We start from the raw sequence: 26000 nt of genomic DNA on the forward strand, positions 1-26000 counted from the left end.
CCGGTCCCTCGATGACCGGGCGGCGCTGCCGGGACGCGCCGGGCGAGGAAAATTACTTTTTACTCTCGCTTTTCCAGCATAGCTCTCCCTTAAAGGGAGACGCCGGAGAGACCTCAATACAGGTTGAAAAGGGCGGCAGTTTTGCGCTCTACTTACGCCCCATTCCCGAGAACTAAAAAATGAAGGGCCAGACCCATGGCAATACTTGTGACCGGCGGGGCCGGCTACATTGGCACCCATACCTGCGTGGAACTGATCAGCGCTGGCTGGCAGCCGGTGGTGCTGGACAACCTGTGCAACAGCAGCGAGGCCGCCCTGCACCGGGTCGAGGCCATTACCGGCCAGCCGGTCAGTTTCCATCGTGGGGACATCGCCGATGAGCAGGTGCTGCGGGAAATATTTTCCCAATACCAGATAGATGCGGTGATTCATTTTGCCGGCCTGAAAGCCGTTGGCGAGTCGGTGGCACAGCCCCTGCGTTATTACGAGAATAATGTGGCGGGGACCCTGGCCTTATGCCGGGTCATGGAGGAGTTTGGCGTCAGGCAGCTGATCTTCAGTTCCTCCGCAACGGTCTACGGGGATCCGGCCAGCGTACCGATCCGCGAGGATTTCCCCACCGGCGCCACCAATCCCTACGGTGCCAGCAAGTTGATGGTGGAAGACATCATGCGTGACCTGTGCGCGGCTCCTGATGCGGGCTGGAAGGTCAGTCTGTTGCGCTATTTCAATCCCATCGGCGCCCACGAGAGTGGCACTATCGGTGAAGATCCCCAGGGTATTCCCAACAACCTGCTGCCATATGTTGCCCAGGTGGCCGTGGGGCGCCTGCCCGAGCTGCAGGTGTTCGGCGACGATTACCCAACCGTGGATGGCACTGGCGTACGCGACTATATCCACGTGGTGGACCTGGCTCGCGGCCATGTGGCAGCCCTGGAGAAGTTGGGCCGTGGGGACACCGACAGCGGCTGTTACACCTACAACCTGGGGACCGGTCGAGGCAGTTCCGTGCTGGAAATTGTAAAAGCTTTTGAAGAGGCCTCCGGTCGTGCCATTCCTTTCAAGGTGGTGCCGCGCCGCCCCGGCGATATCGCCGAATGCTACGCCGACCCGACAACGGCGGAGCGAGAGCTGGGATGGAAAGCGGAATATGACCTGCCGCGCATGGTGGAAGACACCTGGCGCTGGCAGTCGCAGAATCCGCAGGGTTACCAGGGCTGACCTTGCCTGAAAGGGGGCGCCCTCGTGGACCGGTCGGGGCTGTTGCCGCTACCACTCCAGCAGGAAACTGGTATCGGCCGCCCCTGAGGTAAGATGGCCCCCAAAGAGGCCGCATTCGCGGTCCAGTTCCTTTCGGATCCACCGCCGGTCCATCTCCGGCGCCCATTCCAGTCGCAAGCGTCGCGACTGGAACGGAATCAGCTCCAGCGACTTCAGTTCCCCATCTTCCTTCAGCTCCACGCAGTACAGTACCCGCAGGTCCGGCCGGAACTCCTCCTGGCCGCCGATACCCTCGTAGTCATTTATCAGGTCACCGCAGCCATACAGAATCGGCCTGCCACGGTAAACTTCGATCGCCTTCGGGTGGTGGGAGGAATGACCGCACACCAGGTCAATGCCACCTTCTATCAGCCGGCGGGCAAACTGCTGTTGCTCGGGGGGTACGGCGTATCCCCAGTTGCCGCCCCAGTGTACTGACACCATGGCGATATCGCCTGGCCGGCGAATGGCCTCTACCCTGCTTACGATGTCGTCGGCTGACGGTGGAGACAGGGTCTCAATACGACACACCCCGGCTCGGTCAGGCGCCGCGCTCCAATCAGGCGGGATACCGCTGCTGCCATGGCCACAGGCGAATATCAGTAATCGTTGCTGCCTGACTGAAGCCGTCATCACACTGCAGGCTTCCGTGCCCGCCAAACCGGCACCGACAGTCTTGATTCCAGCATTGCACAGGGATAACAGGGTTTCCGCCAGCCCTGCATATCCCCAATCCAGTACGTGGTTGTTGGCCAGGCTGCAGAAATCAATAGACGCGGTAGTCAGGCAGCCCAGATTGCCCGGGTGCATCCGGTAGTGAATTCCCTTGCCAGGCCAACAATCATCGCTTGTAGTGACGGCTGTCTCAAGATTGATGACCCGCAAGTCCAAGTGGTGCGCCTGCAGGACTGCAAGCGCGTCGCCCCAGATGTAGTCCGGTGAAACAGGGGCGCGGATTGGGCCGGTGAGTCGTTCGGCGAGCACGATATAGTCGTATGCCGATTTCAGCCAGGACTCGTAGATCCTTGGATTGCCCGGGTGTGGGAGTAGCTGGTCAATCCCCCGCCCGGTCATCACATCGCCGGCTATCATCAGTCGCATAGCTCGGAACACTCCTTATACGCAAAAAGAAAAAAGTAATAACAGAATTTTATCTCCTAATTTGCAAATTCTATTCTCAAATGAAGTTGACTAATAAAATTAAACTATCCCGGTAATTATCGCTTTGACAAGCTGGCTCGAGGGGATGGCGAAATTTATCGCACATTTTTTAATAGTTGTATGAAATAATTTCATTTATTTTTATAGCTGAATTTGTATTCAATTCTTGTAATTGATTGTAATGAGACAATTTTGAAATCCATCAATATGGCATGTAAAACGCTGCCCCTATTTACTAATTCCAGCGGGGAATGTCGGCGGTGTCAGGATTATTCCGAAAAGCAGTATTGCAGAGGCATGCGGATCGCCTGCACGGGGAGATCCTGTTACTGCCTCGCCTTTCCCATTTGGCTATTCTGGCTCTGTTATTGATTTGGGTGATTGCAGTTGTCGCATGGCTTTGCAGCAGTAATTACGCGCGGCAGGAAACGGTGCAGGGTTGGCTTGAGCCAGCGTCGGGCGTGGTGCGTGTCTATACGGATAGCCCGGGCATCATAAAGCAGGTATTGGTAGAGGAAGGGGAAAGTGTTGTCGAAGGCCAGCCGTTAATCGTGGTCAATGGCGATCGCATCCTAGACAATGGCAAGCACCTGGAATCTCTACTGTTGGCAGAGTATAAAAGTCAGCGCCAACTGCTTAATGAGCAGTTGGCGCGCAGCGAGAAGATCTACCGGCAACAACTACAAGACATACAGCAACAGACTGCTGCGACGAGACAGGATCTGTCGTTGCTGGAAAAGCAAATTGTGACGCACACTCGTCGCTACACACTAATTTCGGAGCAGGCGGAGCGTTACCGGATTCTCAACGATAAAGGCCATGTTTCCTCTGCAGAGCTGGAAAGTGTGTTGGCGCAGGAACTGGAAATGCGCGCCGAGCGCCAGAGCCTGGAGCGCAACCGAGTCAAGCTGCAAAGCCAGATCCAACAATTAAAAAGCAAAATGGTGTTGCTGCCAGAAGAGCATGCCGATGTCGCCGACCAGTTGCGCGCGAGGCTTTCGGATCTGGCGCAGCGGGTTGCCCAATTGCATGGACAACGCGCCTACATCGTCAAGGCTTCCCGGGCGGGCGTAGTCAGTAATTTACAGGCTGAAGAGGGGCAACAGGCGCAAACAGGAGTCCCAGTCCTGTCCCTGGTGCCCGACGGACAAGCTTTGACAGCGCAGTTGCTGGTGCCAGTCCGCTCCGCTGGTTTTCTCGATGCGGGTCAATCCTTGAATATTCGTTACGACGCCTTTCCTTTCCAGAAATTCGGGCTCTATAGCGGCAGCGTGCTGGAAGTCTCCGATACGGTCATGCTCCCAGATGAGCTGCTCAACACGCCTGTATCGGTACGTGAGCCTGTGTTCAAGGTTTCCGCGCAGCTGTCTCAGCCATCGGTCCGCGCTTATGGCGAGAATTTCCCGCTCAAGCCGGGTATGACTCTATCCGCCGATGTGCAGCTCGCCGAACGCAGTCTTCTGCAGTGGCTGCTGGAACCCATCTATAGCCTGAAGGGACGGCTGTAATGGACGCGACTGCCCAGCAAGGAGCACGCCAGCCGCGCCCGGAGCAACTACTGCATTTTGCTACCGGTCGACGCCTGCCGGCAATACAGCAGACAGAGGCCGCGGAGTGCGGTCTGGTATGCCTGGCGATGATTGCCGGCTTCCATGGCTACGATACGGACCTGACAGCGCTACGTAGGCGTTTCAGTATTTCGAATCACGGTACCAACCTCAAAACCCTGATGGACATGGCCGGCCGCCTGAATCTGGCAGGCCGCGCGCTGCGCCTGGAGCTGGAGCAGCTGGGAGAGCTTCAACTTCCCTGTGTGCTGCACTGGGATATGAACCATTTCGTGGTATTGAAGTCGGTGCAGCGCAGCAAGGTGACTATTCACGACCCTGCGATGGGCGAACGGGTGCTGACCCGTGAAGAGTTCGGTCAGCACTTTACCGGTGTTGCCCTGGAGCTCACGCCCACACAAGAATTCCAGGCGGGTGAAGATCGCAAGCACCTGAAGCTTCGTCATTTCTGGTCGCGTGTCACGGGGCTCAAGCGCAGCCTGGTACAGGTATTGCTGCTGTCCCTGTTGTTGCAGATTTTCGCCGTAGTCGCCCCTTTCTATGTGCAGACGGTGGTGGATGATGTCATTCTGCGCGGTGACGAAAACCTGTTGCTGGTACTGGCCATAGGCTTCGGTTTGTTGCTGTTGATACAGACCGGCACCAGCGCCCTGCGCCAATGGGTGATACTGTATATTTCCAGCCGGCTCAACATGCAGATGGCCGCCAATCTCTTCCGTCACCTGATCCGGCTGCCAATGAGCTATTTCTCAACTCGGCATATGGGGGATGTGGTGTCGCGCTTCGGCTCCCTTAGCCAGGTTCGGGAACTGTTGACCACAGGGCTGGTCGCGGCGTTGGTGGACGGGGTTATGGCCCTTATCACGCTAACTGTCATGTTCTTCTACGACGTAGAGCTAACACTGTTAGTCCTGCTGATAGTGATGCTGTATGCAGTGCTGCGCCTACTACTTTTCCGGCCGTTGAGGCTGCTTACCGAAGAAAAGATCGTGGCCCAGGCGAAACACGATTCGCATTTTATGGAGTCCGTGCGCGCCATCCAGACTGTGAAGATATTCCAGCGCGAGAATGACCGCCAGGCGCAGTGGCAAAATCGCCTGGCGGATACCATCAACAAGGATATCCGCATCACGCGCTGGAATATCGGCTATGACACCATCAATCGACTCCTTTTTGGTCTGGAAAATCTGCTGGTCATCTATTTTGCCGCCACTGCGGTGATGGGAAATCTTTTCACGGTAGGGATGCTTTACGCCTTTATCAGCTATAAGACCCGATTTGTAGAGTCTATGGATGCGCTGATCGTTAAATGGATCGAAATCAAGATGCTCGGTCTGCACCTGGACCGTCTGTCCGATATTATTTTTACGCACATCGAAGAAATCGACTCGGTAAATACCCTGGCGATAGGGGGCGGTGAATCTAAGCAGACCCTTGGCGGCACTATCGAAGTACGCAATCTGGGCTTTCGCTACGGTGAGGCGGAAGCACCCGCCTTCCAGAATCTGAACTTTTCCATCGAAGCAGGGGAAACTGTTGCCATTGTTGGTCCCAGCGGCTGTGGCAAGACAACGCTCCTTAAATGTCTGATGGGACTGCTAGAACCGAACGAAGGCGAAATACTGATTGACGGTCAGCCACTGAAGCAGGTGCCTAATTTTCGCTGCCAGATCGCCGGTGTTATGCAGGACGACCAGCTGCTCGCCGGAAACATAGCCGATAACATTGCCTGCTTTGAGCCACAGCCGAATCTGCAGCGCATTGCGTACTGTGCTCAAATGGCTTGTATACACGAGGAAATTCTCGAAATGCCGATGCAGTACAACACGCTGGTGGGCGATATGGGAACGAGCCTCAGTGGCGGGCAGAAGCAAAGAATTGTGTTGGCGCGTGCGCTCTATCGTGCGCCTCGCATACTTTTCATGGATGAAGCGACCAGTCACCTGGATGTGGCGAATGAATCTTTGGTCAACGACCATATCAAGCAGCTCGCTATTACCCGGGTATTGGTGGCTCATAGGCCGGAGACGGTCGAATCTGCAGGGAGGCAGATAGAACTGATTGGCAGTTAGCCAAATCTTCATTGAGATAAGGAAATAGAGTTATGAAAGAACTGGATGCCGCTAGCCTTGAGCTTGTAGTGGGTGGAGCAACGGATACTGAGGCTGCCATCTCTGGTGGTTTGATGGGAGCTTTAGGGGGCGCTGGAGCAGGTGTTGTAGTAGCTACGGTGGCTGCTACGCCCTTGGGCCTGAGCGTCTTGGCGGGGGCGGCCGTTGTAGGCGGTATTTCTGCAGCGTGGTCATTTGCGACTAATGAGAACTAAGGAGGGAGATATGCAAGAGTTAAATCGAGATCAACTTGAGGCTGTGGTAGGCGGCTCAGAGATGACGGCGGTTATTGGAGGAATGTCGGGAGGAGCGTTAGCAGGTGCTTCTACCGGTGCTGGCATCGGCTTTGCCATCGGTGGCCCTGCGGGGGCGGCTGTTGTTGGGTTGATGGGGGCAGGCATTGGAGGTATATCCGGTGCACTAGCTGCAGCGTTTCGGTAGTTCTTGTAGGGCCCTCGCTTAGAGGGCCCATGCACTAGTATTCAATAGGTGTTAAGAATAGTAATTGATCCTTTGGGACCGTTGCATGGTTAAAACTGCTGGAGGATATGAGCTTACTCTATTTGGGAATTACTAACACTGTTATTATGTGTTTATGGTTAGGCGTTTTTTCCAGGCTTTTATGTGGTGCATTATCCGGTGAGTTCATATGGGAGCCGATGTTTTAGTTTGGCTAATCTCTAGGTAAAGAGTTCTTCGAATAATTGGCTTGTGTCTTGATTGATTGTTTTGTGGTTGAGTATTTTGGTTTGATTTGGTCATGAATATTATCTTTTTTTGGGTCTCTGTATTAGTTTCTTACTTTCTGGTGGTTTATTTTTCATCGCTGAATTTTAGCTGGGTGCCTGTCTATATTATAAATGCTGTCTTTATAGGGGTTTCGATTTACTATCGTTACTTGAGAGGATAGAGGATGGGTTTTATAAATAATGGAATGAAGAAAGCGAGCAAGCTTTTATCTATAGTATAAAGATTTAATTGAATTGTAGCCGATATGGCTGCAATTTATTTTTCAGTGAGACTCTTAGCAGTTTAAAATGATGAAATTTACGTCGAATCGTGAGCCTGGATAAAAATGATAAGGGAAATCAGCAATGAATTTTTCTGAAGAAAGTATGTCTACTAATACAGAGGAATGCGGCCAGGGGCATCTCCCAAAATGCGGACTGTTGCCAAATCCTTGGTACGCCACTAGCTGGCTTGTCGTATTCGCAATCCTTCACTTTGTGGGCGTTTTTCTCTATATCGCCGGCTATGGTGGTTACCTGGGTGCGCAGCTGGGAGCGCAGGGGGAGGTTGTTGATCCAGCGTCGATCCAGCAGGCCGTGGAGATGCATATCCAGACGCCCGCTGCGTTGGCAGGGATGTACCTGACCCAGTTCTGCCTGATATTGCCTGCGCTATTGTTTGCATCCAGATTCGAGACCCAGACACGGCGGGCGACGCTGGCCATTTCCGGTTTCCGGTTGGACTCCCTATGGCGCTGGCTGTCACTACTCGTGGTATTCATGATCGCACAGGTGGTGACGGTGAAGTCTCTCGGTGTCGAGCAGGGGGAATTTATGCAGATGCTGGCGGGCAGTCGCCATTTGCCGCTGGCGCTGGTGGTGGTATTCGCCGCGCCGTTACTGGAGGAGTTGCTGTTTCGGGGATACCTGTTTGGGGCCTGGCGACAGACCCGGCTCGGTTTCAGTGGCACTCTGTTGCTGACCTCTGGCTTGTTTACCCTGATGCACTGGGGGCAATACCACTGGGTGCAGTTGAGTTTCGTTTTTGTACTGGCGCTATTGTTGGGGCTGGCACGGGAGAAGAGCGGTTCGGTATTACTGCCGATGCTGCTGCACTTGCTGAATAACCTTGTCAGTGCGGTTGTGGTTATATATCTGGGAATCTTGTAAGGCGTCCCGCAAGCCAGTATTCACTGTGGGATACTGGCTCGCTCTATGAGCCGCAATCCGCACAAAAAAACTTCTCATCACTAAGCCGCATTGCAGTCAGATACCCGCCCCAGACACAGCCAGTATCCAGCGCATAAACGTTCTCGGTATCAGCCCTTCCTTCCAGCGCCGCCCAGTGGCCAAAGATGATCTTGTCCTTCCTGGTTTTGCGCTCTGGAAAGCTGAACCAGGGGTGGTAATCGTTATGCTCCGCTTCCGGACCGCGCTTGGTGACCAGGTCCAGAGTGCCGTCGGCCTTGCAGAAGCGCATGCGGGTGAAATAGTTGGTGATAGAGCGCAGGCGCTCGATGCCCAGCAGGTGCTCGTTCCAGCAGTGCGGCTCATTGCCATACATGCCGTAGAAGAATGCCTTGGCGAGGGCGTCGTCAGCAAGGGCGTGGTGTACTTCCCCGGATAGCTCGATTGCTTTGGTGATACTCCAGATGGGCGGTATGCCGGCGTGGACCATGGTGAAGCCCTTCTTGTGGACTACCAGTGGCAGGCTCTGCAGCCACGTCAGTAGCTTGTCGGCGTCCTTCGCACGCAGGACCCTGGCCAGGTCGTGCTCCCTGTCTGTCAGGCGCTTGGCGCCATGGGCCAGCGCCAGCAGGTGCAGGTCGTGGTTACCCAGTACCGCGGTCACCTGGGAACGGTGTTCGTAGAGGAAGCGGAGGGTGCTCAGGCTGTCGTGGCCGCGGTGCACCATGTCGCCGGCCAGCCAGAGCTTGTCCCGGTCGGGGCGGAAGTGGATTTTATCCAGCAGGCGCATAAACGGGTCGAAGCACCCCTGGATATCGCCAATTGCGTAGGTCGCCAAAACGCTGTCCCTGTGTCTCTGCTATGCCGATTCAGGATTCGAGTGTGGCACAGTAGTTTGCCAGTTCGACAAACTCTTTCACACTGAAGGTCTCCGGACGGCGGCTGGCATCCAACGGCAGGGCAGCGGTGTCCAGGTCGGGGTAGAGCGGCTTGAGGGCATTGCGCAGGGTCTTGCGGCGCTGCTGAAAGGCCACGTTGACGATGCGTTCCAGCAGGCCTTCGTCGCTCGCCGCCAGCTCTGGTTTGTCGCGGGGGGTGAGCCGGACAATAGCGGATTCCACCTTGGGCGCCGGCCGGAAGGATTGCGGCGGCACCGGGAACAGGCCCTGTACGCGGCAATGGTACTGCACCATTACGCTCAGCCGCCCGTACGCCTTATTCCCGGGCGTGGCACTCAGGCGGTCCACTACCTCTTTCTGCAGCATAAAGTGCATATCCTGGACCATGCCGCGGAAAGAGAGCAGGTGAAAGAGCAGGGGGGTGGAGATGTTGTACGGCAGGTTGCCGACGATCCTGAGTGGCTTGTCCCGGGCCAGGGTGCTGAAGTCGAATTTCAGGGCGTCCTGCTCAATGATGCTGAAGTCGGGGTAGTCGCGAAACTTGAACTCCAGCATCGGGATCAGGTCGCGGTCAAGCTCAATGGCAGTAAGGCCGGGGCAGCGTTGTAGCAGCAGCGCGGTGATAGCGCCCTGACCGGGGCCGATTTCCACCAGCCGGTCTGTCTCCTTCGGCCCGATGGCGCGCACAATGCGCTCGATGATGTTTTCATCCACCAGGAAGTTCTGGCCGAAGCGCTTGCGCGCTTTGTGCTCGAAAAAATTATCCATAGAAAGAGTCTGTCAGTCAGAATGCGCGCAGTCGGGCCATTTGCACCGCCTGCGCCAGGGCGGCGCGCAGGCTGCCACTGTCGGCCTCGTTGCGGCCGGCAATGTTGAGCGCGGTGCCATGGTCCACGGAGGTGCGGATAAACGGCAGCCCGAGAGTGATATTCACTGCGTGCCCGAATCCCTTGAATTTTAACACTGGCAGGCCCTGGTCGTGATACATGGCCAGGACCGCGTCGCAGCGTGACAATTGCGGCGGTGTGAACAGGGTGTCGGCGGGCAATGGCCCCAGCAGTTTCAGGCCCAGGGACCGCAGCATTTCCAGGGAGGGCTCGATGACCTCGATTTCCTCCCGCCCCAGGTGCCCTCCCTCCCCCGCATGGGGATTGAGCCCGCATACACCGATACGCGGTTCGGGAATCCGGAACTGGTCGCGCAGGCTGCGGTGCAGGATGGTGATTACCTGTTCCAGGCGCTCGGAGGTAATCGCAGCGCTGACATCCTTGAGCGGCAGGTGCGTGGTGACCAGGGCTACCCGGAGGTCGGCGGCGGCCAGCATCATGACCACGCGCTCCACGCCGGCGATTTCGGCGAAGAGTTCGGTATGGCCGCTAAAAGCGATGCCCGCGTCGTTGATCACGCCCTTGTGCACCGGCCCGGTGACAACGGCATCGAAGGTGCGGTCCAGGCAACCGCGTGCAGCGCTGCGCAGGGTATCCAGCACGTAGCGTGCATTGGCGGGATTGAGCGCCCCGGGCTGCGCCGGTTCGGCGAGGGCCACTGGCTGGACGTAGAGTGTGCCGGCGGGGGTGTCCGCTGGTGGCTGGTCGGGGTCAAAGGGAATCAGTCGCAGGGGGAGCCGCAGCTGTGCGGCGGTGTCCTCGAGTAACGCGGGATCGGCCACTGCCACGATCTGTGTCGGCCCGTGGTGCCGGTGGCCGTGATCATTGCCATTGCCGGAGGCGTAGTCCACCGCGCGCTCGGGGCCCAGGCTGGCCAGCTTGACCGCCAGCTCGGGGCCGATACCCCCGGGTTCCCCGGGGGTTAGCGCGATGCGCGGAATCATTGCTGTTCCTGTTCCTCTTCCCCGGATTCCCCGGCATCGTCACCGGCGCCCGGCAGCTTGATATCCACAAAGGCCTGGTCACGGATTTCGCGGCGCCAGTTCTGCAGCTCTTCCTCGTAGCGCCGGTTGCGCAGCAGATTGGCAGCCTGGTTGCGAATGTACTGGTCGGTCATATCCTGGTTGCGGCGGCCGTCAACCCGCAGGATGTGCCAGCCGAACTGGGACTTGAACGGCATGCTGATCTCGCCCACCGGGGTGTTGTTCATGGCCTGGGTGAACTCGGGCACGAACTGTCCCGGCATGGACCAGCCCAGGTCGCCGCCGGCGAGCATGGTGCCGATATCCTCGGAGTGCTCGCGGGCCAGCTCATCGAACTTGGCTTCGTCGTCCAGGAGTTGCTTGCGCAGGTCAATCAGCAGGTTGTAGGCAGCATCGTCATCGCGGATAGCACTGGTCTTGACCAGGATGTGGCGCACCTTGGTCTGCTCCACTACCTGCTCATTGGAACCGCGCTGGGCATGGATCTTCAGCAGGTGGAAGCCGGCGTCACTGCGGAACGGCTCACTGACATCGCCCACGCCCAGGCCGTCCAGCGCGTTGGCAAACAGGCCGGGCAGCTCCACGGTCTTGCGCCACCCCAGGTCACCGCCGGACAGGGCGTTCTGGCCTGCAGAGTTGGCGATGGCGAGTTCGCGGAAATTGGCACCAGCGGAAATCTGTTGCGCCAGTCGCTCGGCCTTCTCGCGGGCTTCCTGCACTTCGTCGGCAGGCGCGCTGGCACTTACCGGGATCAGGATATGGCCCAGCTCAAACTGGGGAGATTTCCAGAATTCGCCTTCCTTGGACCGGAGGAAGTTGTCGATATCCTGGTCGGTGATCTGGATCCGGTTGTTGACGCTGCCCTGTTCTACGCGGCGGATCAGGATTTCCCGGCGGATCTGCTCGCGGAACTCGCGCATGGTGATGCCGTCCGCCTCAAGGCGCTGGCGGAACTCCTCGGGGCTGCTGCCGGCGTTCTGCTGTACGCGGGCTATGGCCTGCTCCAGCTCAGCATCGGAGACGCTGACCCCGGCGCGCTGGGCCATCTGCAGCTGGAGCCGTTCGATGATCAGCTGTTCCAGCACCTGGCGGCGCAGTACGTCCATCGGCGGAGCCTGTACCTGCTGGGTGCGGATCTGGTTCTGGATGGTATTGAGGCGCTGTTGCAGTTCACTTGCCATCACGACGTCGTCGTCGACTACGGCGACCACCCGGTCCAGGGCCTGTACCTGGCCCAGGGCCGCGCCGGTGAACAGGGCGCAGGCGGCGGCGAGTGCCAGCAGGCCTCTCTTTGCGACGGACTTTGTCATTATATTCTTCACTGTTTCAGTACTTCTCTCTGTTGAAAGTTGGGTATCCCCTGGCTGAGCATGTTGGTGACGGTGGTGCCCAGGCCGGCGAGCCCTTTCAGCTGGAACTCGATATATACCCCTTCGTCGTAGGTCAGCTCTTCAGGAGTTACCACATCCGCCAGGTCGTTGTCCAACGTGCGCCGCCAGGCCAGGCGCACCTGGTAACAGCAGCTGTCATATTCGACGCCCGCCATGTACTCCAGTTCCCGGTCGAAAGTGACGTCATAGTTGGCCCGGGCCAGAATCGAGGTGCCGTTGGCCACCGGCAGTACCATGGAGGCGTCCAGTTGCTCGATGGGACCCTGGATCAGGTTGTCGCTGGCGTCGAATCTCTCTTCCCTGCGCAGGTAGCGATAGCTGAAGTTAAACAGGCGCAGGTCTTCGTCCAGGTAGCGGACGGTGAAGTCACCCCGGTCCAGCTCCATATCCTCATCATCGTAAACCAGGTCACTACTGAGGCGTAGTGATTGCAGGGGGCGGCTTTCCAAGCGGGCGGCGAACTCCGAGCGGGGCGATTCGATGATCGGGTCCCTGAGCCCGACCTGGATGTCTTCCGAATAAAAGACCTGGCCGGCACTGGCCGCCAGCAGGTCCCGGCCGCTGGTCGGGTCGATGAACCTTGTGGTCAGGCCCAGGGCGATCCGGTCCGCGTCATCGATTCGGTCATTGCCATTGAAGCGACTGTCACGGAATAGCTGGTCATAGCTGAAAGTGAACAGTGAGGTATCGAATAGCAGGTCGTTACCGCCATCTGCCGGATTGGTGGTGATATTGAGGAAGTCTTCCTGCTCGGCATTGGAGCTGACCAGGCCGAACAGGCGCGGTTCCAGTGTCTGTACATAGTCGAAGCCGCGGAACTGGCCATTGCGCTCGAAGAAGAGGCCTGTATCCAGGGTGAACTGCGCGGCGGAGGCCTCGGGCGTATCGGAGCTCTCCGGCTTAAGGAACTGGTCGTTCAGGTCGTAACTCAGGTAGCGCATTGCCACGCCGGGGGTGAAGTAGCCCCACAGCCACTGGCGGTCCCAGTCCAGCTCGTAATCCAGCCGCGCGCGGTCGGCGGTAACGAAATCGCGGGTGCGCGTGGTGACACTGTTTATGTCGCCGGTGTCATTGATAAAGCGGATGGTCTGGGTTTCGTCGTGATCGAAGCTGGTCATCTCGTGCTCGAGATTGAGCAGCCAGTCCCCCCAGCGGTAGTTGCCGTCAATGTCCAGGCGCGGCAGCTGACTGTAGGTATCAAAGCGGTCCTTCACCAGCTGCTGGTATTCCTGCAGGCGCAGGTTGGCGGTCCAGTGCTCGCCCAGCAGGCCGAACTGGGCCCGCTGGCTGAGCGCGGTTTCGGCCGACACACTCAGGTTGGAGGTGTCCAGGTCGCGGAAGTAGTCCGCGTCACTGACTTTTGTGTAGTCCACGTTGGTGCGCCAGGCGGACCCGCTGCTGCCCTGTTGTTCCACGTTCACGAGCCAGCGGTCCTCGCCCTTGGCGGGTAACACCAGTTCCTCGGGGAAGCCCTGGCGGATCAGCTCGCGGGCGTCCTCATCGTCGCCGCCCTCGTCGTCAGGCAGCCCGGCAAGGCGAACCTCGGTATTGAACCAGGGGTGGAGGTGGCGCACCTCCAACTCCGCGCCGGTACCGCGGTACTGGATATAGCGCGGCACGATGGTGGCATCCATCTGCGGGGCGATGTTCCAGTAGTAGGGGATGGCAATATCCCAGCCATTTTCATCGCTGTTGCTGATGCTGGGAAACAGCAGCCCCGACAGGCGTGCATCCCCCACGGGGAAGCGCAGGTAGGGAAAGTAGAATACCGGCACATCGAGGATCTCGAGGCGGACATTGCGCGCCACGCCCTGTCGCTCGACATTGTCGATATTGATCTCGCCGCCGTTCATGCGCCAGACCACGTGGCCCGGTTCACAGCGGGTGTAGTTGCCGGCAGACAGGTTCAGTTCGCCGCTGGCCTCGCGGGAAGCGTAGGCGGCGCTGCCATGAATGAACTGGTCGTGGATTACGTAGGTGGCGTCCTCAATCTCCGCCGCCTTGCTGCCGGTATTTACCTCTGCCGCACGGCCCCGCACCAGCAGGTTGGGTTCGCGCATTTCGATGGCACCGCGCAGGTAAGCGGTCTGGTTTTGGCGGTCGACATCCACCTGGTCTGCAAACAGCTGGCGGTAACCCTGGGTGATATGCACGTTGCCGCGCAGCTGCGCGGTGCCGTCATCCAGCCATTCCGAGCTGTCCGCGGTCGCCCGCAGCGGGGCCTCCTCCGGCAAGCGGTCGGCATTGAGATAATCGCGCGGCGGTGCCACAAACGCGCCGGAACAGACCGGCGGCAGGCCGGCCTGCAGTTCCGGGGCCAGTTGCGAGGCGGGCATCCAGTCGAGGAAAAGGTAGGGGTTGTCGCCCCCGGTTGCGCCGGGAGGGAGCTCCTCAGCTTGCACCCACACGGGCTGTGCGGCCATCAGGCCGATCGCCAGGGTTCGTGGGCGTGAAATCTGGGCGATCGCCAGTGTCAGGCGGCGCCAGCGGGAGGCTTCCAGCATCAGGTGATAAGTTCCGACTATCTTTAGAGTCTCTTCCCTAGGGAGCGGTGTGCAAAAAACAGCGGGTGATTCTACTTGAATGTAGAGACGGTTAACACTAATAGCACGCGGGCAGCCGGGCGTGGCGGCAATTTTTGCCGGGTTCGCTGGACGGCGGCAGTGGCGCCGTTACAATGCGGCCCGGAACTGGTGGAGTAGCAGCGGCGCATGAGTGAGCGTTCGACAGATGAGATAGACATGCGGCGCACTGAGCTTGGCCAGTGGGCCACGCGGGCACTGTCGGCGGCGCAGCCGGTACAGTTACTGCCGCTGTCGGGCGATGCCGGCTTCCGGCGCTACTTCCGCACGGCTGGTGAATCACGCCTGATTGCGGTGGATTCCCCGCCCGAGCGCACTAACCCGGCGCGATTTGTGGCGCTGGCCGACTATCTCCGTCGTTTTGGCATCCATACTCCCCTGGTCATCGCGGCGGATGTCAGCCGCGGCTTTATGCTGCTGGAGGACCTGGGCGACCGACAGCTATTGTCCCTGCTCAGCGAGGACACGGTCGAGGGTCTTTATGGTGAGATGCTGACCGAGCTGCTGTGCCTGCAACAGATTCCCCGATCGGAGGAGCTGTTGCCACCATACAGCCGCGAGTTGCTGCAGATGGAAATGCGCATCCTGCCGGAGTGGCTGGCGGAAAAGCTGTTGGGCTATACCCTGGGGGCAGATGAGCAGCGACTGCTGGACCGGACCTTCAGCCTGTTGCTGGACTCTGCGGAGGAGCAGCCCCAGGTGCTGGTGCATCGCGACTACCACAGCCGCAACCTGATGGTGCGGGAGGGCGAACGCCCGGGAGTGGTGGACTTCCAGGATGCGGTCTGGGGTCCGGTTACCTACGACCTGGCCTCGTTGTTGCGGGATTGCTATATCCGCTGGCCCCGTGAACAGGTGGAGAAGTGGGCCCTGTGTTACGCGGCGACGGCGCAGTCGGCCGGTATCCTGCCGGAGGTGGATCGCGATACCTTCCTGCGCTGGTTCGACTGGATGGGCCTTCAGCGCCACATCAAGGTGCTGGGTATCTTCCCGCGGCTGTTCCTGCGCGACGGCAAGCAGGGCTACCTGCCGGACTTGCCGCTGGTAATGCGTTACACCCTGGAAGTCGCCGGTCGTTATCCCGAGCTAAAGCCCTTTGCCGAGTGGTTTGGCACCGAACTTTTGCCGCTCGCCGAGCGTCAGAGTTGGTACCGCGACTACCGCACGGCAGGAGAGCGCGCCCGTTAAACCCAAGCTGCGAAGCGCACGAAGACTGTAATGAGCCAAGCAAACGATAATCAGGTCCCCGCTGCCATGGTACTGGCGGCCGGGTTCGGCAAGCGCATGCGGCCCCTGACCGATAATACACCCAAGCCGCTGCTGTCGGTGGCGGGCAAGCCGTTGATCGAGCACGCCCTGGATCGCCTGGCTGCGGTTGGGGTGCGCCGGGTGGTGATCAACCTCGGGTACCTGGGCGAAAAGATCCGCGAGCGGGTAGGCAGCGGTGAGCGCTGGGGGCTGGAGGTCCGCTACTCCGTCGAGGGGGAGCCGGTGGAAACTGCCGGCGGCATCCTCAAGGCGTTGCCCCTGCTGGGAGAGGATCCCTTCCTGGTGGTCAACGGCGATGTCTGGTGTGATTTTGACCTTTCCGGCTGGCTGGGGCGTCCCCTGCCGGCCGGCTGTCCGGGCCGCCTGCTGATGGTGCCCAATCCGCCGCACAACCCCGAGGGCGACTTCGGCATCGACAACGGCCTGCTGTCCGGCACTGCCACCCCCCGCTACACTTTTGCCGGCATCAGCTGGCTGCGGCCCGAAATGCTCACTGACTATCCGCGCCGGCGCACCTGCTTCGGTCTCGGGGAAGTCTTTGTGCATAATGAGGACCGCCTGCAGGCGGAGCTCTACGAAGGCGACTGGTGCGATGTGGGCACCCCGGAACGCCTGCAGCGCCTGGATGCACGCCTGTGCGGCAAAACTGAACAATAAGCAACAGGACTCACCATGCCCGACTTCAAGATTGCCCCGTCGATCCTTTCCGCCAACTTTGCCCGGCTCGGGGAAGAGGTGGATGCCGTTCTGGCAGCCGGCGCTGACTGGGTGCATTTCGACGTGATGGACAATCACTACGTGCCCAACCTGACCATCGGGCCCATGGTCTGCCAGGCGCTGCGCAAACATGGCGTCGAGGCGCCGATCGACGTGCACCTGATGGTGGAGCCGGTGGATGACATGATCCGCATGTTCGCCGATGCCGGGGCCACCTACATCACCTTCCACCCGGAGGCATCGCGCCACGTGGACCGCTCGCTGCAGCTGATCCAGGGCCTCGGTTGCAAGGCCGGCCTGGTGCTGAACCCGGCTACCGGGCTGGAATCGGTGAAATACGTGATGGACAAGCTCGATATGATCCTGCTGATGTCGGTTAACCCCGGCTTCGGCGGCCAGAAGTTTATCCCTGCCACCCTCGACAAGCTGCGCGAGGCGCGCCAGCTGATCGATGATTCCGGCCGCGATATCCGGCTCGAGATCGACGGCGGTGTCACCCGGGACAATATCGCCGAGATCGCGGCCGCCGGTGCCGATACCTTTGTGGCCGGTTCGGCGATATTCAATGCGGACGACTACGCCCAGGTGATTGGCGCAATGCGCCGTGAACTCGCCCCCTGACCCGGTGCCCGCCGGGGCGGGCCTTGCCCCCTCGGCGGCAGGTTTGTAAACTTGCCAGCTCGACTGACGAGGCCACCCCGTGAACGCACCTGCTTCCCACTTCCACAGCTGGCGATGGCGCCACTGACCCGCTGACCGGCGCGACCCTTAGAGAGGCCTGCGCCTGGCATACCGCGGGCGGAGTTTGTCCAATCCGCTCGGGTGATAACCCAGATCAACACGATTGGTTTCAACCTTCTCCGGAGTCGCCATGACCCCCAGTGAATACACCCAGCTTGCGTCTGCTGGATACAACCGCATACCGCTCGTCCGCCGCGTGCTGGCGGATATTGAAACGCCCCTGTCCACTTACCTGAAGCTCGCCGCCGGCCGCTACAGTTACCTGCTGGAATCCGTGCAGGGGGGCGAGAAGTGGGGCCGTTACTCGATTATTGGCCTGCCGGCCAGCACCATACTGCGGGTGCGGGATCACCGGGTGACGGTAGAGCGTGACGGCGAGGTCGTGGAGACCCACGATGTCGAGGACCCGCTGGCTTTCGTCGAGACGTTCCAGCAGCGCTATCGTGCCCCGGAACTGGCCGGCCTGCCGCGTTTCAATGGCGGCCTGGTGGGCTATTTCGGCTATGACTGCGTGCGCTATATCGAGCCGCGCCTGGCGGACACCTGCCCGCCGGATACCCTGGACAACCCGGATATCCTGCTGATGGTGAGCGACGAGCTGGTGGTGTTCGACAACCTGGCCGGCGCGGTTATTTTTATTGCCCATGCAGATCCGTCGGTGGAGGGGGATTTCGAGCGAGTCCAGCAGCGACTGGATGAACTGGTGACCCAGCTGGCGCGCCCGCTGCCCGATACCCCGCCGCTGGACCTGGACGGCAGCGGCATTGAGGAGGAGGCTTTCGAGTCCCACTACGGCGAGGCCGCCTTCAAGCACAGCGTCGACCGGGTCAAGGAGTACATCCTGGCCGGGGACGTGATGCAGGTGGTGCCGTCCCAGCGGCTCTCGGCACCCTACAGTGCGCCGCCGCTGAACCTCTACCGGGCCCTGCGCAGCCTCAACCCGTCGCCCTACATGTATTTCCTCGACCTGGGCGACCACCAGGTGGTGGGCTCCAGCCCGGAGATCCTGGTACACCTGGAAGATGGCGACATGACCGTGCGGCCGATCGCCGGCACTCGCAAGCGCGGTGCCACCGAGGCGGAGGATGAGGCCCTCGAGCGGGAGTTGCTTGCGGACCCGAAAGAACTGGCCGAGCACCTGATGCTGATCGACCTGGGCCGCAATGATGTGGGCCGGGTGGCCGAGACCGGCAGCGTGCGCGTCACCGAGAAGATGGCGGTGGAGCGTTACTCCCATGTCATGCATATCGTTTCCAATGTGACCGGCCGGATCCAGCCCGGCCTGACGGCGATCGACGCCCTGCGGGCGGCATTGCCGGCCGGTACCCTGTCCGGGGCGCCGAAGATCCGCGCCATGGAAATCATCGATGAGCTGGAACCGGAGAAACGCGGTATCTATGGCGGTGCGGTGGGCTACCTGGCCTGGAATGGCAATATGGATACCGCGATCGCCATCCGCACGGCGGTCATCAAGGATGGCCAGGTGTTTATCCAGGCGGGGGCCGGCCTGGTGGCCGATTCGGATCCCCAGTCTGAGTGGGACGAAACCATGAACAAGGCCCGGGCGCTGTTCCGGGCTGTGGCAATTGCGGTGGCTGGTGAATCCCGGCCGGCCACCGGTGCGAGTGATGACGAGAGTAGTGAGACGGTCAACCATGAGTGAAATGGAAATGACAGCGCCGGCGCGGACCGGTTTTGCCGATGCCTGTGCCCGCCTGGTAGCGGCGCCGTTGTTCAACCAGGTAATTATCGGCCTGATCCTGCTCAATGGCGTCGCCGTTGGCCTGGAGACCTCGGCCTGGGTCATGGAGCGCTTCGGCGGTTTCCTGCACGGCATCAACCAGCTGATCCTGGTCTCCTTCGTCCTCGAGGCGCTGGTCAAGATGGCGGCACATGGCAGCCGCCCGTGGCGCTATTTCGCCAGCGGCTGGAACTGCTTCGATTTCTCCATCATTGTGCTGAGCCTGGTGCCGGCCGCCGGCCCCATGGCCACGCTGGCGCGGCTGGTGCGCGTGCTGCGTGTGCTGCGGCTGGTTTCGGCATTTCCGGAATTGCGGCTGCTGGTGGATACACTGCTGCGCAGCCTGCCAAGCATGTTCCATATCGCGCTGCTGATGGGGATCATCTTTTATATTTACGGAGTGGCCGGTTATTTCCTTTTTGCAGAAATCGACCCGACCCACTGGCGCAGCCTGCCGATCGCGCTGCTGAGCCTGTTCCGGATTGTCACCTTTGAGGACTGGACCGACATCATGTACACCGCCATGGAGGTGATGCCCTGGGCCTGGCTCTATTTCGTCAGCTTCGTGGTGATGGGCGCATTCGTGATGATCAACCTGTTTATCGGCGTGGTGCTGAATAACCTCGAGGAGGCCAAGCTGCGCCGCCTCGATGAACTGCAGTTGCCGCCCAGCCAGACAGAGATACTCCGCGAGCTGCGCGCCACCCAGGAAGCGCTGGCACGCCTGCAGAGACGCATGGACAGAACCGCCACACAGCCAACTGGAGAGGCCGCTGAACAATGATTCTGATGATCGACAATTACGACTCCTTCACCTGGAATGTCGTGCAGTACATGGCCGAACTGGGAGCGACAGTGGAGGTGCGGCGCAACGACGAGATCAGTGTGGCGGATATCGAGCGCCTTGCGCCGGAGAAAATCGTGATCTCGCCCGGGCCCTGTACCCCGAATGAGGCTGGTATCTCCATGGAAGCCATCCGTCGCTTTGCTGGTGAAATCCCGATCCTCGGTATCTGCCTGGGTCACCAGAGTATCGGCCAGGTGTTCGGTGGCCGGGTGGTTCGTGCGGGGCAGGTGATGCACGGCAAGACCTCTCCCATCGTGCACAACAACCGCGGGGTGTTCCACAACCTCTCCAATCCGTTCGAGGCGACCCGTTACCACTCACTGGTGGTGGAAAAGGGCAGCCTGCCGGATTGCCTTGAGGTAACTGCGTGGACTGAAACCGAGAGTGGTGAAATCGACGAGATCATGGGTCTGCGCCACCGCGAGCTGGCGGTTGAGGGAGTGCAGTTCCATCCCGAGTCCATACTCACCCAGCATGGTCACGACATGCTGAGGAACTTTCTGGATGCCTGAATAATAACGACCAGGGGAAACGCTATGGATATCAAGCAGGCCATTGCCAGGCTGGTGGAGGGGGAACACCTCAGCCGGGCTGACATGCGCGCGGCCATGGGCCAGATCATGCGCGGTGAGGCCGAGGACGCCCAGATAGGTGCCCTGCTGGTGGCACTGCGCATGCGCGGTGAGACAGTGGATGAAATTGCCGGCGCGGTGGAGGTCATGCGTGAGCTGGCCACCCCGGTGGATATCGACCTCACCAACGCGGTCGATATTGTCGGTACCGGTGGCGACGGCGCCAACCTGTTCAATGTGTCCAGTGCGGCGAGCTTTGTCGCTGCCGCGGCGGGCGCGCGGGTGGCCAAGCACGGCAACCGCTCGGTGTCGTCGAGCACCGGTGCCGCCGACCTGCTGGAGCAGGCCGGTATCTACCTGCCCCTGACGCCGGAGCAGGTGGCCCGCTGTATCGAGACCATCGGTGTGGGCTTTATGTTTGCCCCCAGTTACCACAGTGCCATGCGCCATGCCATCGGGCCGCGCCGGGCGCTGGGGCTGCGTACCATTTTCAACCTGCTCGGCCCGCTGACCAACCCGGCCGGCGTCCGCCGCCAGGTGATCGGCGTTTTCGACCGCCGCTACTGCCACATGCTGGCCGAGGTGTTGCAGACCCTGGGGTCTGAGCATGTGATCGTCATGCACAGTGACGACGGCCTGGATGAGGCGAGCATCGCCGCGGATACCCACGCGGTGGAACTCAAAGACGGGGAGCTGCACGAGCGCTGCTACCGGCCCGAGGATTTTGGTATCGAGCGGCGCAGCCTTGAGGGGCTGGAGGTGGCAGATGCCGGTGAGTCACTGTCACTGATCGGTGATGCCCTGGGCAAGCGCGACAGTGCCGCGGGGCAGAAAGCCGCCGATATGCTGGCACTGAATGCCGGCCTTGCGGTCTACGTAAGTGGTGTGGCCTCGAGCGCGGAAGAGGGCGTGGCAATGGCGCAGGACGCCATCGCCAGCGGGCTGGCCGGGGAAAAAATCAAGGACCTGGCAGCGTTTACCAGCGCCTTCCGGCCGGAGGATGTGGAATCATGAGTACGCCGACGATCCTGAAGACTATTGTCGAACGCAAATGGCAGGAAGTGGCCGAACGCAAGGCCGGGATGCCGCAGGCCGAAGTGCGCGCACTGGCCGAGCAGCAGCCGGACTGCCGCGGCTTTGTGGACGCGATCGAGGGCCGTATTGCCGCCGGCGAGGCGGCAGTGATCGCCGAGATCAAGAAGGCCTCGCCGAGCAAGGGGGTAATCCGCCCGGACTTTATTCCCGCCGAGATCGCCAGCAGCTATGCCCGCGGTGGCGCGGCCTGCCTGTCGGTGCTTACCGATGTGGACTTTTTCCAGGGCGCCGACGAGTACCTGCAGCAGGCCCGTAACGCCGTGCGCCTGCCGGTGCTGCGCAAGGATTTCACAGTCGATCCCTACCAGGTGTTCGAGGCACGGGCCATTGGCGCGGACTGTATCCTGCTGATCGCCGCCTGCCTGGACGACGCGCAGATGCGCGACCTGAATGCCCTGGCGCTCGAGCTGGGCCTGGACGTGCTGGTGGAAGTGCACAACCGCGCAGAGCTGGAGCGTGCACTGGTGCTGCCCAATCGCCTGGTGGGAATCAACAACCGCAACCTGCATACTTTTGAGGTCCAGCTGGAAACCACATTCAAACTGCTGGACCTGATTCCCGACGACCGGATTGTGGTCACCGAAAGTGGTATCCACACCACCGACGATGTGGCGGCCATGCGCGGCCATGACGTGAATGCCTTCCTGGTTGGGGAGGCCTTCATGCGCGAAAAGGAGCCGGGGCGGAAGTTGCTGGAGATGTTCAACTGACGGGATTACGTTGCCCGGACTTTGCCCGGGCAAGCAATAAAAAAGGGCGAACCCGTGGGTTCGCCCTTTTTTTGTGCTGGGGAAAAGGCGGGCTCAGCGGGTGCCGTAGACCACCATGGTCTTGCCTTTCACCGACACCAGTCCCTGTTCTTCCAGGGTCTTGAGCACGCGGCCGACCATCTCCCGGGAGCAGCCCACAATACGGCCGATTTCCTGGCGGGTGATCTTGATCTGCATGCCCTCGGGATGGGTCATGGCATCCGGCTCGTTACACAGGTCGAGCAGGGTGCGGGCCACACGGCCAGTCACGTCCAGGAATGCCAGGTCGCCCACCTTGCGGGTGGTATTGCGCAGGCGGCTCGCCATCTGGGTGGCCAGGGAGAAGAGGAACTCCGGATGCTGGCGTGTGAGTTCCTGGAACTTGCCATAGGAGATTTCCGCAACCTCGCACTCGGTCTTGGTGCGCACCCAGGCGCTGCGGGTGTCCTGGTCGAACAGGCCCATCTCGCCGAAGAAGTCGCCATCATTCAGGTAGGCGACAATCATTTCCCGCCCTTCGTCGTCCTCGATCAGGACGGTTACCGAGCCGCGCATGATGAAGTACAGCGATTCACAGCGGTCGCCGGCATAGATGATTGTGCTCTTGGCCGGGTAGCGGCGCCGGTGGCAATGCGCAAGAAAGTCTTCGATATTGCCAGTGGACATGGATTCTTCGGTAGCAACCGTCACGGATCTACTCCTTATTCTTAAATTTGTGCCTGATCCCCGCCGGGAGTGCAATCAACGCGATGCCGGCAAATTATCCCCTGAAAAGCCGGTCCCCGACAGTGGCACCACCCGGGAATCGCTCGCGTTGTGACCTGAAACACCGTCACCGTGCCAACTGCTTTTGCTCTGGCCGGATGTGGGCTCGCAACGGAGTCTGTGAGAGGGCGGTCAGTACAGCTGCCTACTATACCGCATTGAGCGCCTGCGAAAAGGCTGGGATGACGATTGGTAATGACTCCCGGGACGCGGTCGAGTTCCCCTGTGATAAGCTTGCCGCCCGTTTTTTTGAGATTGCAGAGGAGCAGGCGCATGCAGGCCAGAGTAACCTGGGTGGACGGTGTCACTTTTGTCGGTGAGGCCGGTAGTGGCAACTCCGTGGTGATGGAGGGCGGCGAGAAGAACAACGGCATTCGCCCGATGGAAATGATGCTGCTGGGAGCGGGTGGTTGCGCCTCCTACGACGTGGTCACCATCCTGCAGAAAGCCCGGCAGGACGTGATCTCCTGCCACTGTGAACTTACTGGGGAGCGGCCGGATGCCACACCGGCACCTTTTACCCGTATCGAGATGGAATTTGTCGTACGCGGCAGGAACATCAAGGAAAGCCAGGTGGCCCGGGCGGTGGAGTTGTCTGCGGACAAGTACTGCTCCGCCTCCATCATGCTGAAGAATGCCGGGGTGGAGATTGTGCACCGCTACCGGATCGAGGAGGCGTGAGCCTCCTCCCCGGGCCCCGAAGTGATTAAACCCGGTAACTGGCCGAGGTCATTACCTTCGACACCAGTGTCATCAGGCCTTTTACCGGGGTCGGAAACCGGGCGCCACCGGCGGCGAGTGCCGCGTGCTGGTGCTCGGCTTCATCCTCCCGCATCTGCTCGACAATGGCCCGGCTCTTGGAGTCCTGGGCCGGCAGCTGTTCCAGGTGGCTGTCCAGGTGCTTGCAGACCTGCTCCTCGGTGGCGGCCACAAAGCCCAGGCTGACCCGGTCGCTGACCTTGCCGGCCGCGGCGCCGAGGCCGAAAGAGAGCCCGTACCACACCGGGTTGAGCAGGCTGGGGCGGCTGTCGAGTTCGCGCAGCCGCTGCTCACACCAGGCCAGGTGGTCCACTTCCTCCTCGGCGGCGTGCTCCATCTCCTCGCGCACATCGGGCAGCTTGGCTGTCAGTGCCTGCCCCTGGTAGAGGGCCTGGGCACAGACTTCCCCGCTGTGATTGACCCGCATCAGGCCCGCCACATGGCGGCGCTCACGCTCGTTCAGCTCGGGCTCCTCGCACCCCCTGGCCGGAGATGGCCGCGGATGGGAGGGCGCTCCAGGGCTGAGGGTGCGCAGGGCGCGGTCCGCCTGCAGCAGCAGGCGATCCAGGCCGGTCAACTGGCGTTCTCTGGACATGGCTGGCCTCCGGGTCAGTACTCAGGTGCTCGGGTTATTGCTCGGTGGACTGCTGTTCCCGTTCAACCGCACGATAGCCGATATCCTTGCGGTAGAAAACGCCGTCCCAGTAGATCCCGCGGGCGGCGTTATAGGCATTGGCCTGGGCATCGGCAACCGTGTCGCCCAGTGCCGTCGCACACAGTACCCGTCCACCGCTGGTGACAACCCGCTCGCCGTCCAGCGCGGTACCAGCATGGAACACCTTGGCGTTTTCGCCGTCGGCCCGCTCCAGGCCGGAGATGGCGTCGCCCTTGCGATAGCTGCCGGGATAGCCGTTGGCGGCCAGCACTACACCGAGGGCCGGGCGCGAATCCCATTCCACGCTGACCTGGTCGAGGCGCTTTTCCACCGCCGCCTGGCACAGTTCCACCAGGTCGGACTTCAGCCGCATCAGGATGGGCTGGGTTTCCGGGTCACCGAAGCGGCAGTTGTACTCGATTACCTTGGGGGCGCCATCGGCATTGATCATCAGTCCCGCGTAGAGGAAGCCGGTGTAGGGCATGCCCTCTTCAGCCAGGCCGCGCACCGTGGGTTCGATGACCTCTTCCATGATGCGCTGGTAAACCTGGTCAGTGACCACCGGGGCCGGGGAATAAGCGCCCATGCCGCCAGTGTTCGGGCCGGTGTCCCCGTCGCCCACGCGCTTGTGGTCCTGGCTGGTGGCCATCGGCAGGATATGCTCGCCGTCAACCATTACGATAAAGCTGGCTTCCTCGCCGGTGAGGAACTCCTCGATCACCACTCGGCAGCCGGCGTCGCCGAAGGCATTGCCGGACAGCATGTCGCGTACCGCCAGTTCTGCCTGCTCCTCGCTCTCGGCGACGATCACGCCCTTGCCCGCGGCCAGGCCGTCGGCCTTGACCACGATCGGGGCACCCTGCTCGCGGATATAGGCAACGGCGGGCTCAATCTCGGTGAAGTTACGGTAGGCGGCAGTGGGAATCTGGTGCCGCTCGAGGAAGTCCTTGGTAAAGGCCTTGGAGCCCTCGAGCTGTGCAGCCGCCTTGGAGGGACCGAAGATTGGCAGGCCGCGGCTGTTGAACAGGTCGACAATGCCGTCGACGAGCGGTGCCTCCGGGCCCACGATGGTCATCTGCACATCGTTGGTCTCGGCAAATTCCGCCAGGGCGGAAAAGTTGTCCACGCCGATGGCGAGATTCTGCACTTTGGGTTCGCGGGCGGTGCCGGCGTTACCCGGTGCCACGAATACAGTCTCGACCGCAGGGTTCTGCGCCGCTTTCCAGGCCAGTGCGTGCTCGCGGCCGCCGGCGCCAATTACCAGTATGTTCATCCTCAACTCCCCCTGTATCGGCCGATTGGATGCAAATTTGTTGCGCTATTTTAGCCCGA

The 26000-nt window shown here is 60.4% G+C and carries 22 protein-coding genes; 13 read left to right on the forward strand and 9 right to left on the reverse strand.

The window, feature by feature from the left end; all coding sequences use genetic code 11:
- Window positions 1-195: 195 nt before the first annotated feature.
- A complete protein-coding gene (galE, locus tag LVD10_RS15690; protein ID WP_237064243.1) occupies window positions 196-1221 on the forward strand; it encodes a UDP-glucose 4-epimerase GalE in 1026 nt (341 codons plus the stop codon).
- Between the two features lie 48 nt (window positions 1222-1269).
- Here galE and LVD10_RS15695 read toward each other — a convergent pair whose 3' ends face one another.
- A complete protein-coding gene (locus tag LVD10_RS15695) occupies window positions 1270-2361 on the reverse strand; it encodes a CapA family protein (RefSeq protein WP_237064244.1) in 1092 nt (363 codons plus the stop codon).
- A 311-nt stretch (window positions 2362-2672) separates the two neighbouring features.
- On the opposite strand from LVD10_RS15695, the gene LVD10_RS15700 reads away from it, so the two are divergent.
- The 3 genes from LVD10_RS15700 (at window position 2673) to LVD10_RS15710 (ending at window position 7998) form a co-directional block, all read left to right on the forward strand.
- Complete coding sequence (locus LVD10_RS15700; protein WP_237064245.1) at window positions 2673-3929, forward strand: HlyD family secretion protein; 1257 nt, start codon at window positions 2673-2675, stop codon at window positions 3927-3929.
- Window positions 3929-6061 carry a peptidase domain-containing ABC transporter gene (locus tag LVD10_RS15705; RefSeq protein ID WP_232940817.1) on the forward strand — a complete coding sequence of 711 codons (2133 nt, stop codon included), beginning with the start codon at window positions 3929-3931 and terminating at the stop codon, window positions 6059-6061. The genes LVD10_RS15700 and LVD10_RS15705 overlap by 1 nt, the downstream gene beginning before the upstream one ends.
- A 1133-nt stretch (window positions 6062-7194) precedes the next feature.
- Window positions 7195-7998, forward strand: a complete 804-nt coding sequence (locus LVD10_RS15710) for a CPBP family intramembrane glutamic endopeptidase (RefSeq protein WP_232940818.1) — start codon at window positions 7195-7197, stop codon at window positions 7996-7998.
- A gap of 43 nt (window positions 7999-8041) precedes the next feature.
- Here the strand turns inward: LVD10_RS15710 and LVD10_RS15715 are convergent, their stop codons facing one another.
- Genes LVD10_RS15715 through LVD10_RS15735 form a run of 5 tightly spaced genes read right to left on the reverse strand, consistent with a single transcriptional unit; the run spans window position 8042 to window position 14680 of the window.
- Window positions 8042-8854, reverse strand: coding sequence for a symmetrical bis(5'-nucleosyl)-tetraphosphatase (locus LVD10_RS15715; RefSeq protein ID WP_232940819.1), 813 nt, complete (start codon window positions 8852-8854; stop codon window positions 8042-8044).
- Window positions 8855-8885: 31 nt separating this feature from the next.
- Window positions 8886-9683, reverse strand: a complete 798-nt coding sequence (rsmA, locus tag LVD10_RS15720; RefSeq protein WP_232940820.1) for a 16S rRNA (adenine(1518)-N(6)/adenine(1519)-N(6))-dimethyltransferase RsmA — start codon at window positions 9681-9683, stop codon at window positions 8886-8888.
- 16 nt (window positions 9684-9699) lie between these two features.
- The gene (pdxA, locus tag LVD10_RS15725; RefSeq protein WP_232940821.1) at window positions 9700-10746 is read right to left on the reverse strand and encodes a 4-hydroxythreonine-4-phosphate dehydrogenase PdxA; all 1047 of its coding nucleotides are present in this window, start codon (window positions 10744-10746) and stop codon (window positions 9700-9702) included.
- Complete coding sequence (locus LVD10_RS15730; protein WP_232940822.1) at window positions 10743-12095, reverse strand: peptidylprolyl isomerase; 1353 nt, start codon at window positions 12093-12095, stop codon at window positions 10743-10745. The genes pdxA and LVD10_RS15730 overlap by 4 nt, the downstream gene beginning before the upstream one ends.
- An 8-nt stretch (window positions 12096-12103) precedes the next feature.
- Complete coding sequence (locus LVD10_RS15735; protein ID WP_232940823.1) at window positions 12104-14680, reverse strand: LPS-assembly protein LptD; 2577 nt, start codon at window positions 14678-14680, stop codon at window positions 12104-12106.
- A gap of 207 nt (window positions 14681-14887) precedes the next feature.
- Here LVD10_RS15735 and LVD10_RS15740 point away from each other — a divergent pair, with 207 nt between their 5' ends.
- From LVD10_RS15740 to trpC, 8 genes are all read left to right on the forward strand, one after another.
- A complete protein-coding gene (locus tag LVD10_RS15740; protein WP_232940824.1) occupies window positions 14888-15946 on the forward strand; it encodes an aminoglycoside phosphotransferase family protein in 1059 nt (352 codons plus the stop codon).
- Window positions 15947-15976: 30 nt separating this feature from the next.
- A complete protein-coding gene (locus tag LVD10_RS15745) occupies window positions 15977-16684 on the forward strand; it encodes a nucleotidyltransferase family protein (protein WP_232940825.1) in 708 nt (235 codons plus the stop codon).
- A 15-nt stretch (window positions 16685-16699) separates the two neighbouring features.
- On the forward strand, window positions 16700-17365 hold the full coding sequence (gene rpe, locus LVD10_RS15750) for a ribulose-phosphate 3-epimerase (protein WP_232940826.1): 666 nt from the start codon (window positions 16700-16702) through the stop codon (window positions 17363-17365).
- Window positions 17366-17615: 250 nt separating this feature from the next.
- Complete coding sequence (trpE, locus tag LVD10_RS15755) at window positions 17616-19148, forward strand: anthranilate synthase component I (protein WP_232940827.1); 1533 nt, start codon at window positions 17616-17618, stop codon at window positions 19146-19148.
- The gene (locus tag LVD10_RS15760; protein WP_237064246.1) at window positions 19141-20010 is read left to right on the forward strand and encodes an ion transporter; all 870 of its coding nucleotides are present in this window, start codon (window positions 19141-19143) and stop codon (window positions 20008-20010) included. The genes trpE and LVD10_RS15760 overlap by 8 nt, the downstream gene beginning before the upstream one ends.
- Window positions 20007-20585: an anthranilate synthase component II gene (locus LVD10_RS15765; protein WP_237064247.1), complete on the forward strand. Its 579-nt coding sequence runs from the start codon at window positions 20007-20009 to the stop codon at window positions 20583-20585. The genes LVD10_RS15760 and LVD10_RS15765 overlap by 4 nt, the downstream gene beginning before the upstream one ends.
- A gap of 24 nt (window positions 20586-20609) precedes the next feature.
- The gene (gene trpD / locus LVD10_RS15770; RefSeq protein ID WP_232940830.1) at window positions 20610-21659 is read left to right on the forward strand and encodes an anthranilate phosphoribosyltransferase; all 1050 of its coding nucleotides are present in this window, start codon (window positions 20610-20612) and stop codon (window positions 21657-21659) included.
- A complete protein-coding gene (trpC, locus tag LVD10_RS15775) occupies window positions 21656-22450 on the forward strand; it encodes an indole-3-glycerol phosphate synthase TrpC (protein WP_237064249.1) in 795 nt (264 codons plus the stop codon). The genes trpD and trpC overlap by 4 nt, the downstream gene beginning before the upstream one ends.
- A gap of 93 nt (window positions 22451-22543) precedes the next feature.
- Here trpC and crp read toward each other — a convergent pair whose 3' ends face one another.
- Complete coding sequence (crp, locus tag LVD10_RS15780) at window positions 22544-23179, reverse strand: cAMP-activated global transcriptional regulator CRP (RefSeq protein WP_255701134.1); 636 nt, start codon at window positions 23177-23179, stop codon at window positions 22544-22546.
- Between the two features lie 348 nt (window positions 23180-23527).
- On the opposite strand from crp, the gene LVD10_RS15785 reads away from it, so the two are divergent.
- On the forward strand, window positions 23528-23935 hold the full coding sequence (locus LVD10_RS15785) for an OsmC family protein (RefSeq protein ID WP_232940832.1): 408 nt from the start codon (window positions 23528-23530) through the stop codon (window positions 23933-23935).
- A 25-nt stretch (window positions 23936-23960) separates the two neighbouring features.
- Here LVD10_RS15785 and coq7 read toward each other — a convergent pair whose 3' ends face one another.
- Both coq7 and purD read right to left on the reverse strand, forming a co-directional pair.
- On the reverse strand, window positions 23961-24608 hold the full coding sequence (gene coq7, locus LVD10_RS15790) for a 2-polyprenyl-3-methyl-6-methoxy-1,4-benzoquinone monooxygenase (RefSeq protein WP_237064251.1): 648 nt from the start codon (window positions 24606-24608) through the stop codon (window positions 23961-23963).
- Between the two features lie 34 nt (window positions 24609-24642).
- Window positions 24643-25941, reverse strand: coding sequence for a phosphoribosylamine--glycine ligase (gene purD / locus LVD10_RS15795; protein WP_232940834.1), 1299 nt, complete (start codon window positions 25939-25941; stop codon window positions 24643-24645).
- Window positions 25942-26000 lie beyond the last annotated feature (59 nt).

Origin of the sequence: Microbulbifer zhoushanensis (assembly GCF_021729055.1) — a bacterium.
Taxonomy (GTDB): domain Bacteria; phylum Pseudomonadota; class Gammaproteobacteria; order Pseudomonadales; family Cellvibrionaceae; genus Microbulbifer; species Microbulbifer zhoushanensis.

What these genes read in the sequence shown, in the direction of transcription:
- pdxA (WP_232940821.1), bottom strand. Translation starts at nt 10,746, where the DNA reads ATGATTCCGCGCATCGCGCTAACCCCCGGGGAACCCGGGGGTATCGGC.
- rsmA (WP_232940820.1), bottom strand. Translation starts at nt 9,683, where the DNA reads ATGGATAATTTTTTCGAGCACAAAGCGCGCAAGCGCTTCGGCCAGAAC.
- LVD10_RS15695 (WP_237064244.1), bottom strand. Translation starts at nt 2,361, where the DNA reads ATGCGACTGATGATAGCCGGCGATGTGATGACCGGGCGGGGGATTGAC.
- LVD10_RS15710 (WP_232940818.1), top strand. Translation starts at nt 7,195, where the DNA reads ATGAATTTTTCTGAAGAAAGTATGTCTACTAATACAGAGGAATGCGGC.
- rpe (WP_232940826.1), top strand. Translation starts at nt 16,700, where the DNA reads ATGCCCGACTTCAAGATTGCCCCGTCGATCCTTTCCGCCAACTTTGCC.
- LVD10_RS15700 (WP_237064245.1), top strand. Translation starts at nt 2,673, where the DNA reads ATGTCGGCGGTGTCAGGATTATTCCGAAAAGCAGTATTGCAGAGGCAT.
- galE (WP_237064243.1), top strand. Translation starts at nt 196, where the DNA reads ATGGCAATACTTGTGACCGGCGGGGCCGGCTACATTGGCACCCATACC.
- LVD10_RS15765 (WP_237064247.1), top strand. Translation starts at nt 20,007, where the DNA reads ATGATTCTGATGATCGACAATTACGACTCCTTCACCTGGAATGTCGTG.
- LVD10_RS15785 (WP_232940832.1), top strand. Translation starts at nt 23,528, where the DNA reads ATGCAGGCCAGAGTAACCTGGGTGGACGGTGTCACTTTTGTCGGTGAG.
- trpC (WP_237064249.1), top strand. Translation starts at nt 21,656, where the DNA reads ATGAGTACGCCGACGATCCTGAAGACTATTGTCGAACGCAAATGGCAG.
- LVD10_RS15740 (WP_232940824.1), top strand. Translation starts at nt 14,888, where the DNA reads ATGAGTGAGCGTTCGACAGATGAGATAGACATGCGGCGCACTGAGCTT.
- LVD10_RS15705 (WP_232940817.1), top strand. Translation starts at nt 3,929, where the DNA reads ATGGACGCGACTGCCCAGCAAGGAGCACGCCAGCCGCGCCCGGAGCAA.
- LVD10_RS15745 (WP_232940825.1), top strand. Translation starts at nt 15,977, where the DNA reads ATGAGCCAAGCAAACGATAATCAGGTCCCCGCTGCCATGGTACTGGCG.
- LVD10_RS15760 (WP_237064246.1), top strand. Translation starts at nt 19,141, where the DNA reads ATGAGTGAAATGGAAATGACAGCGCCGGCGCGGACCGGTTTTGCCGAT.
- coq7 (WP_237064251.1), bottom strand. Translation starts at nt 24,608, where the DNA reads ATGTCCAGAGAACGCCAGTTGACCGGCCTGGATCGCCTGCTGCTGCAG.
- LVD10_RS15735 (WP_232940823.1), bottom strand. Translation starts at nt 14,680, where the DNA reads ATGCTGGAAGCCTCCCGCTGGCGCCGCCTGACACTGGCGATCGCCCAG.
- purD (WP_232940834.1), bottom strand. Translation starts at nt 25,941, where the DNA reads ATGAACATACTGGTAATTGGCGCCGGCGGCCGCGAGCACGCACTGGCC.
- trpD (WP_232940830.1), top strand. Translation starts at nt 20,610, where the DNA reads ATGGATATCAAGCAGGCCATTGCCAGGCTGGTGGAGGGGGAACACCTC.
- LVD10_RS15730 (WP_232940822.1), bottom strand. Translation starts at nt 12,095, where the DNA reads ATGACAAAGTCCGTCGCAAAGAGAGGCCTGCTGGCACTCGCCGCCGCC.
- trpE (WP_232940827.1), top strand. Translation starts at nt 17,616, where the DNA reads ATGACCCCCAGTGAATACACCCAGCTTGCGTCTGCTGGATACAACCGC.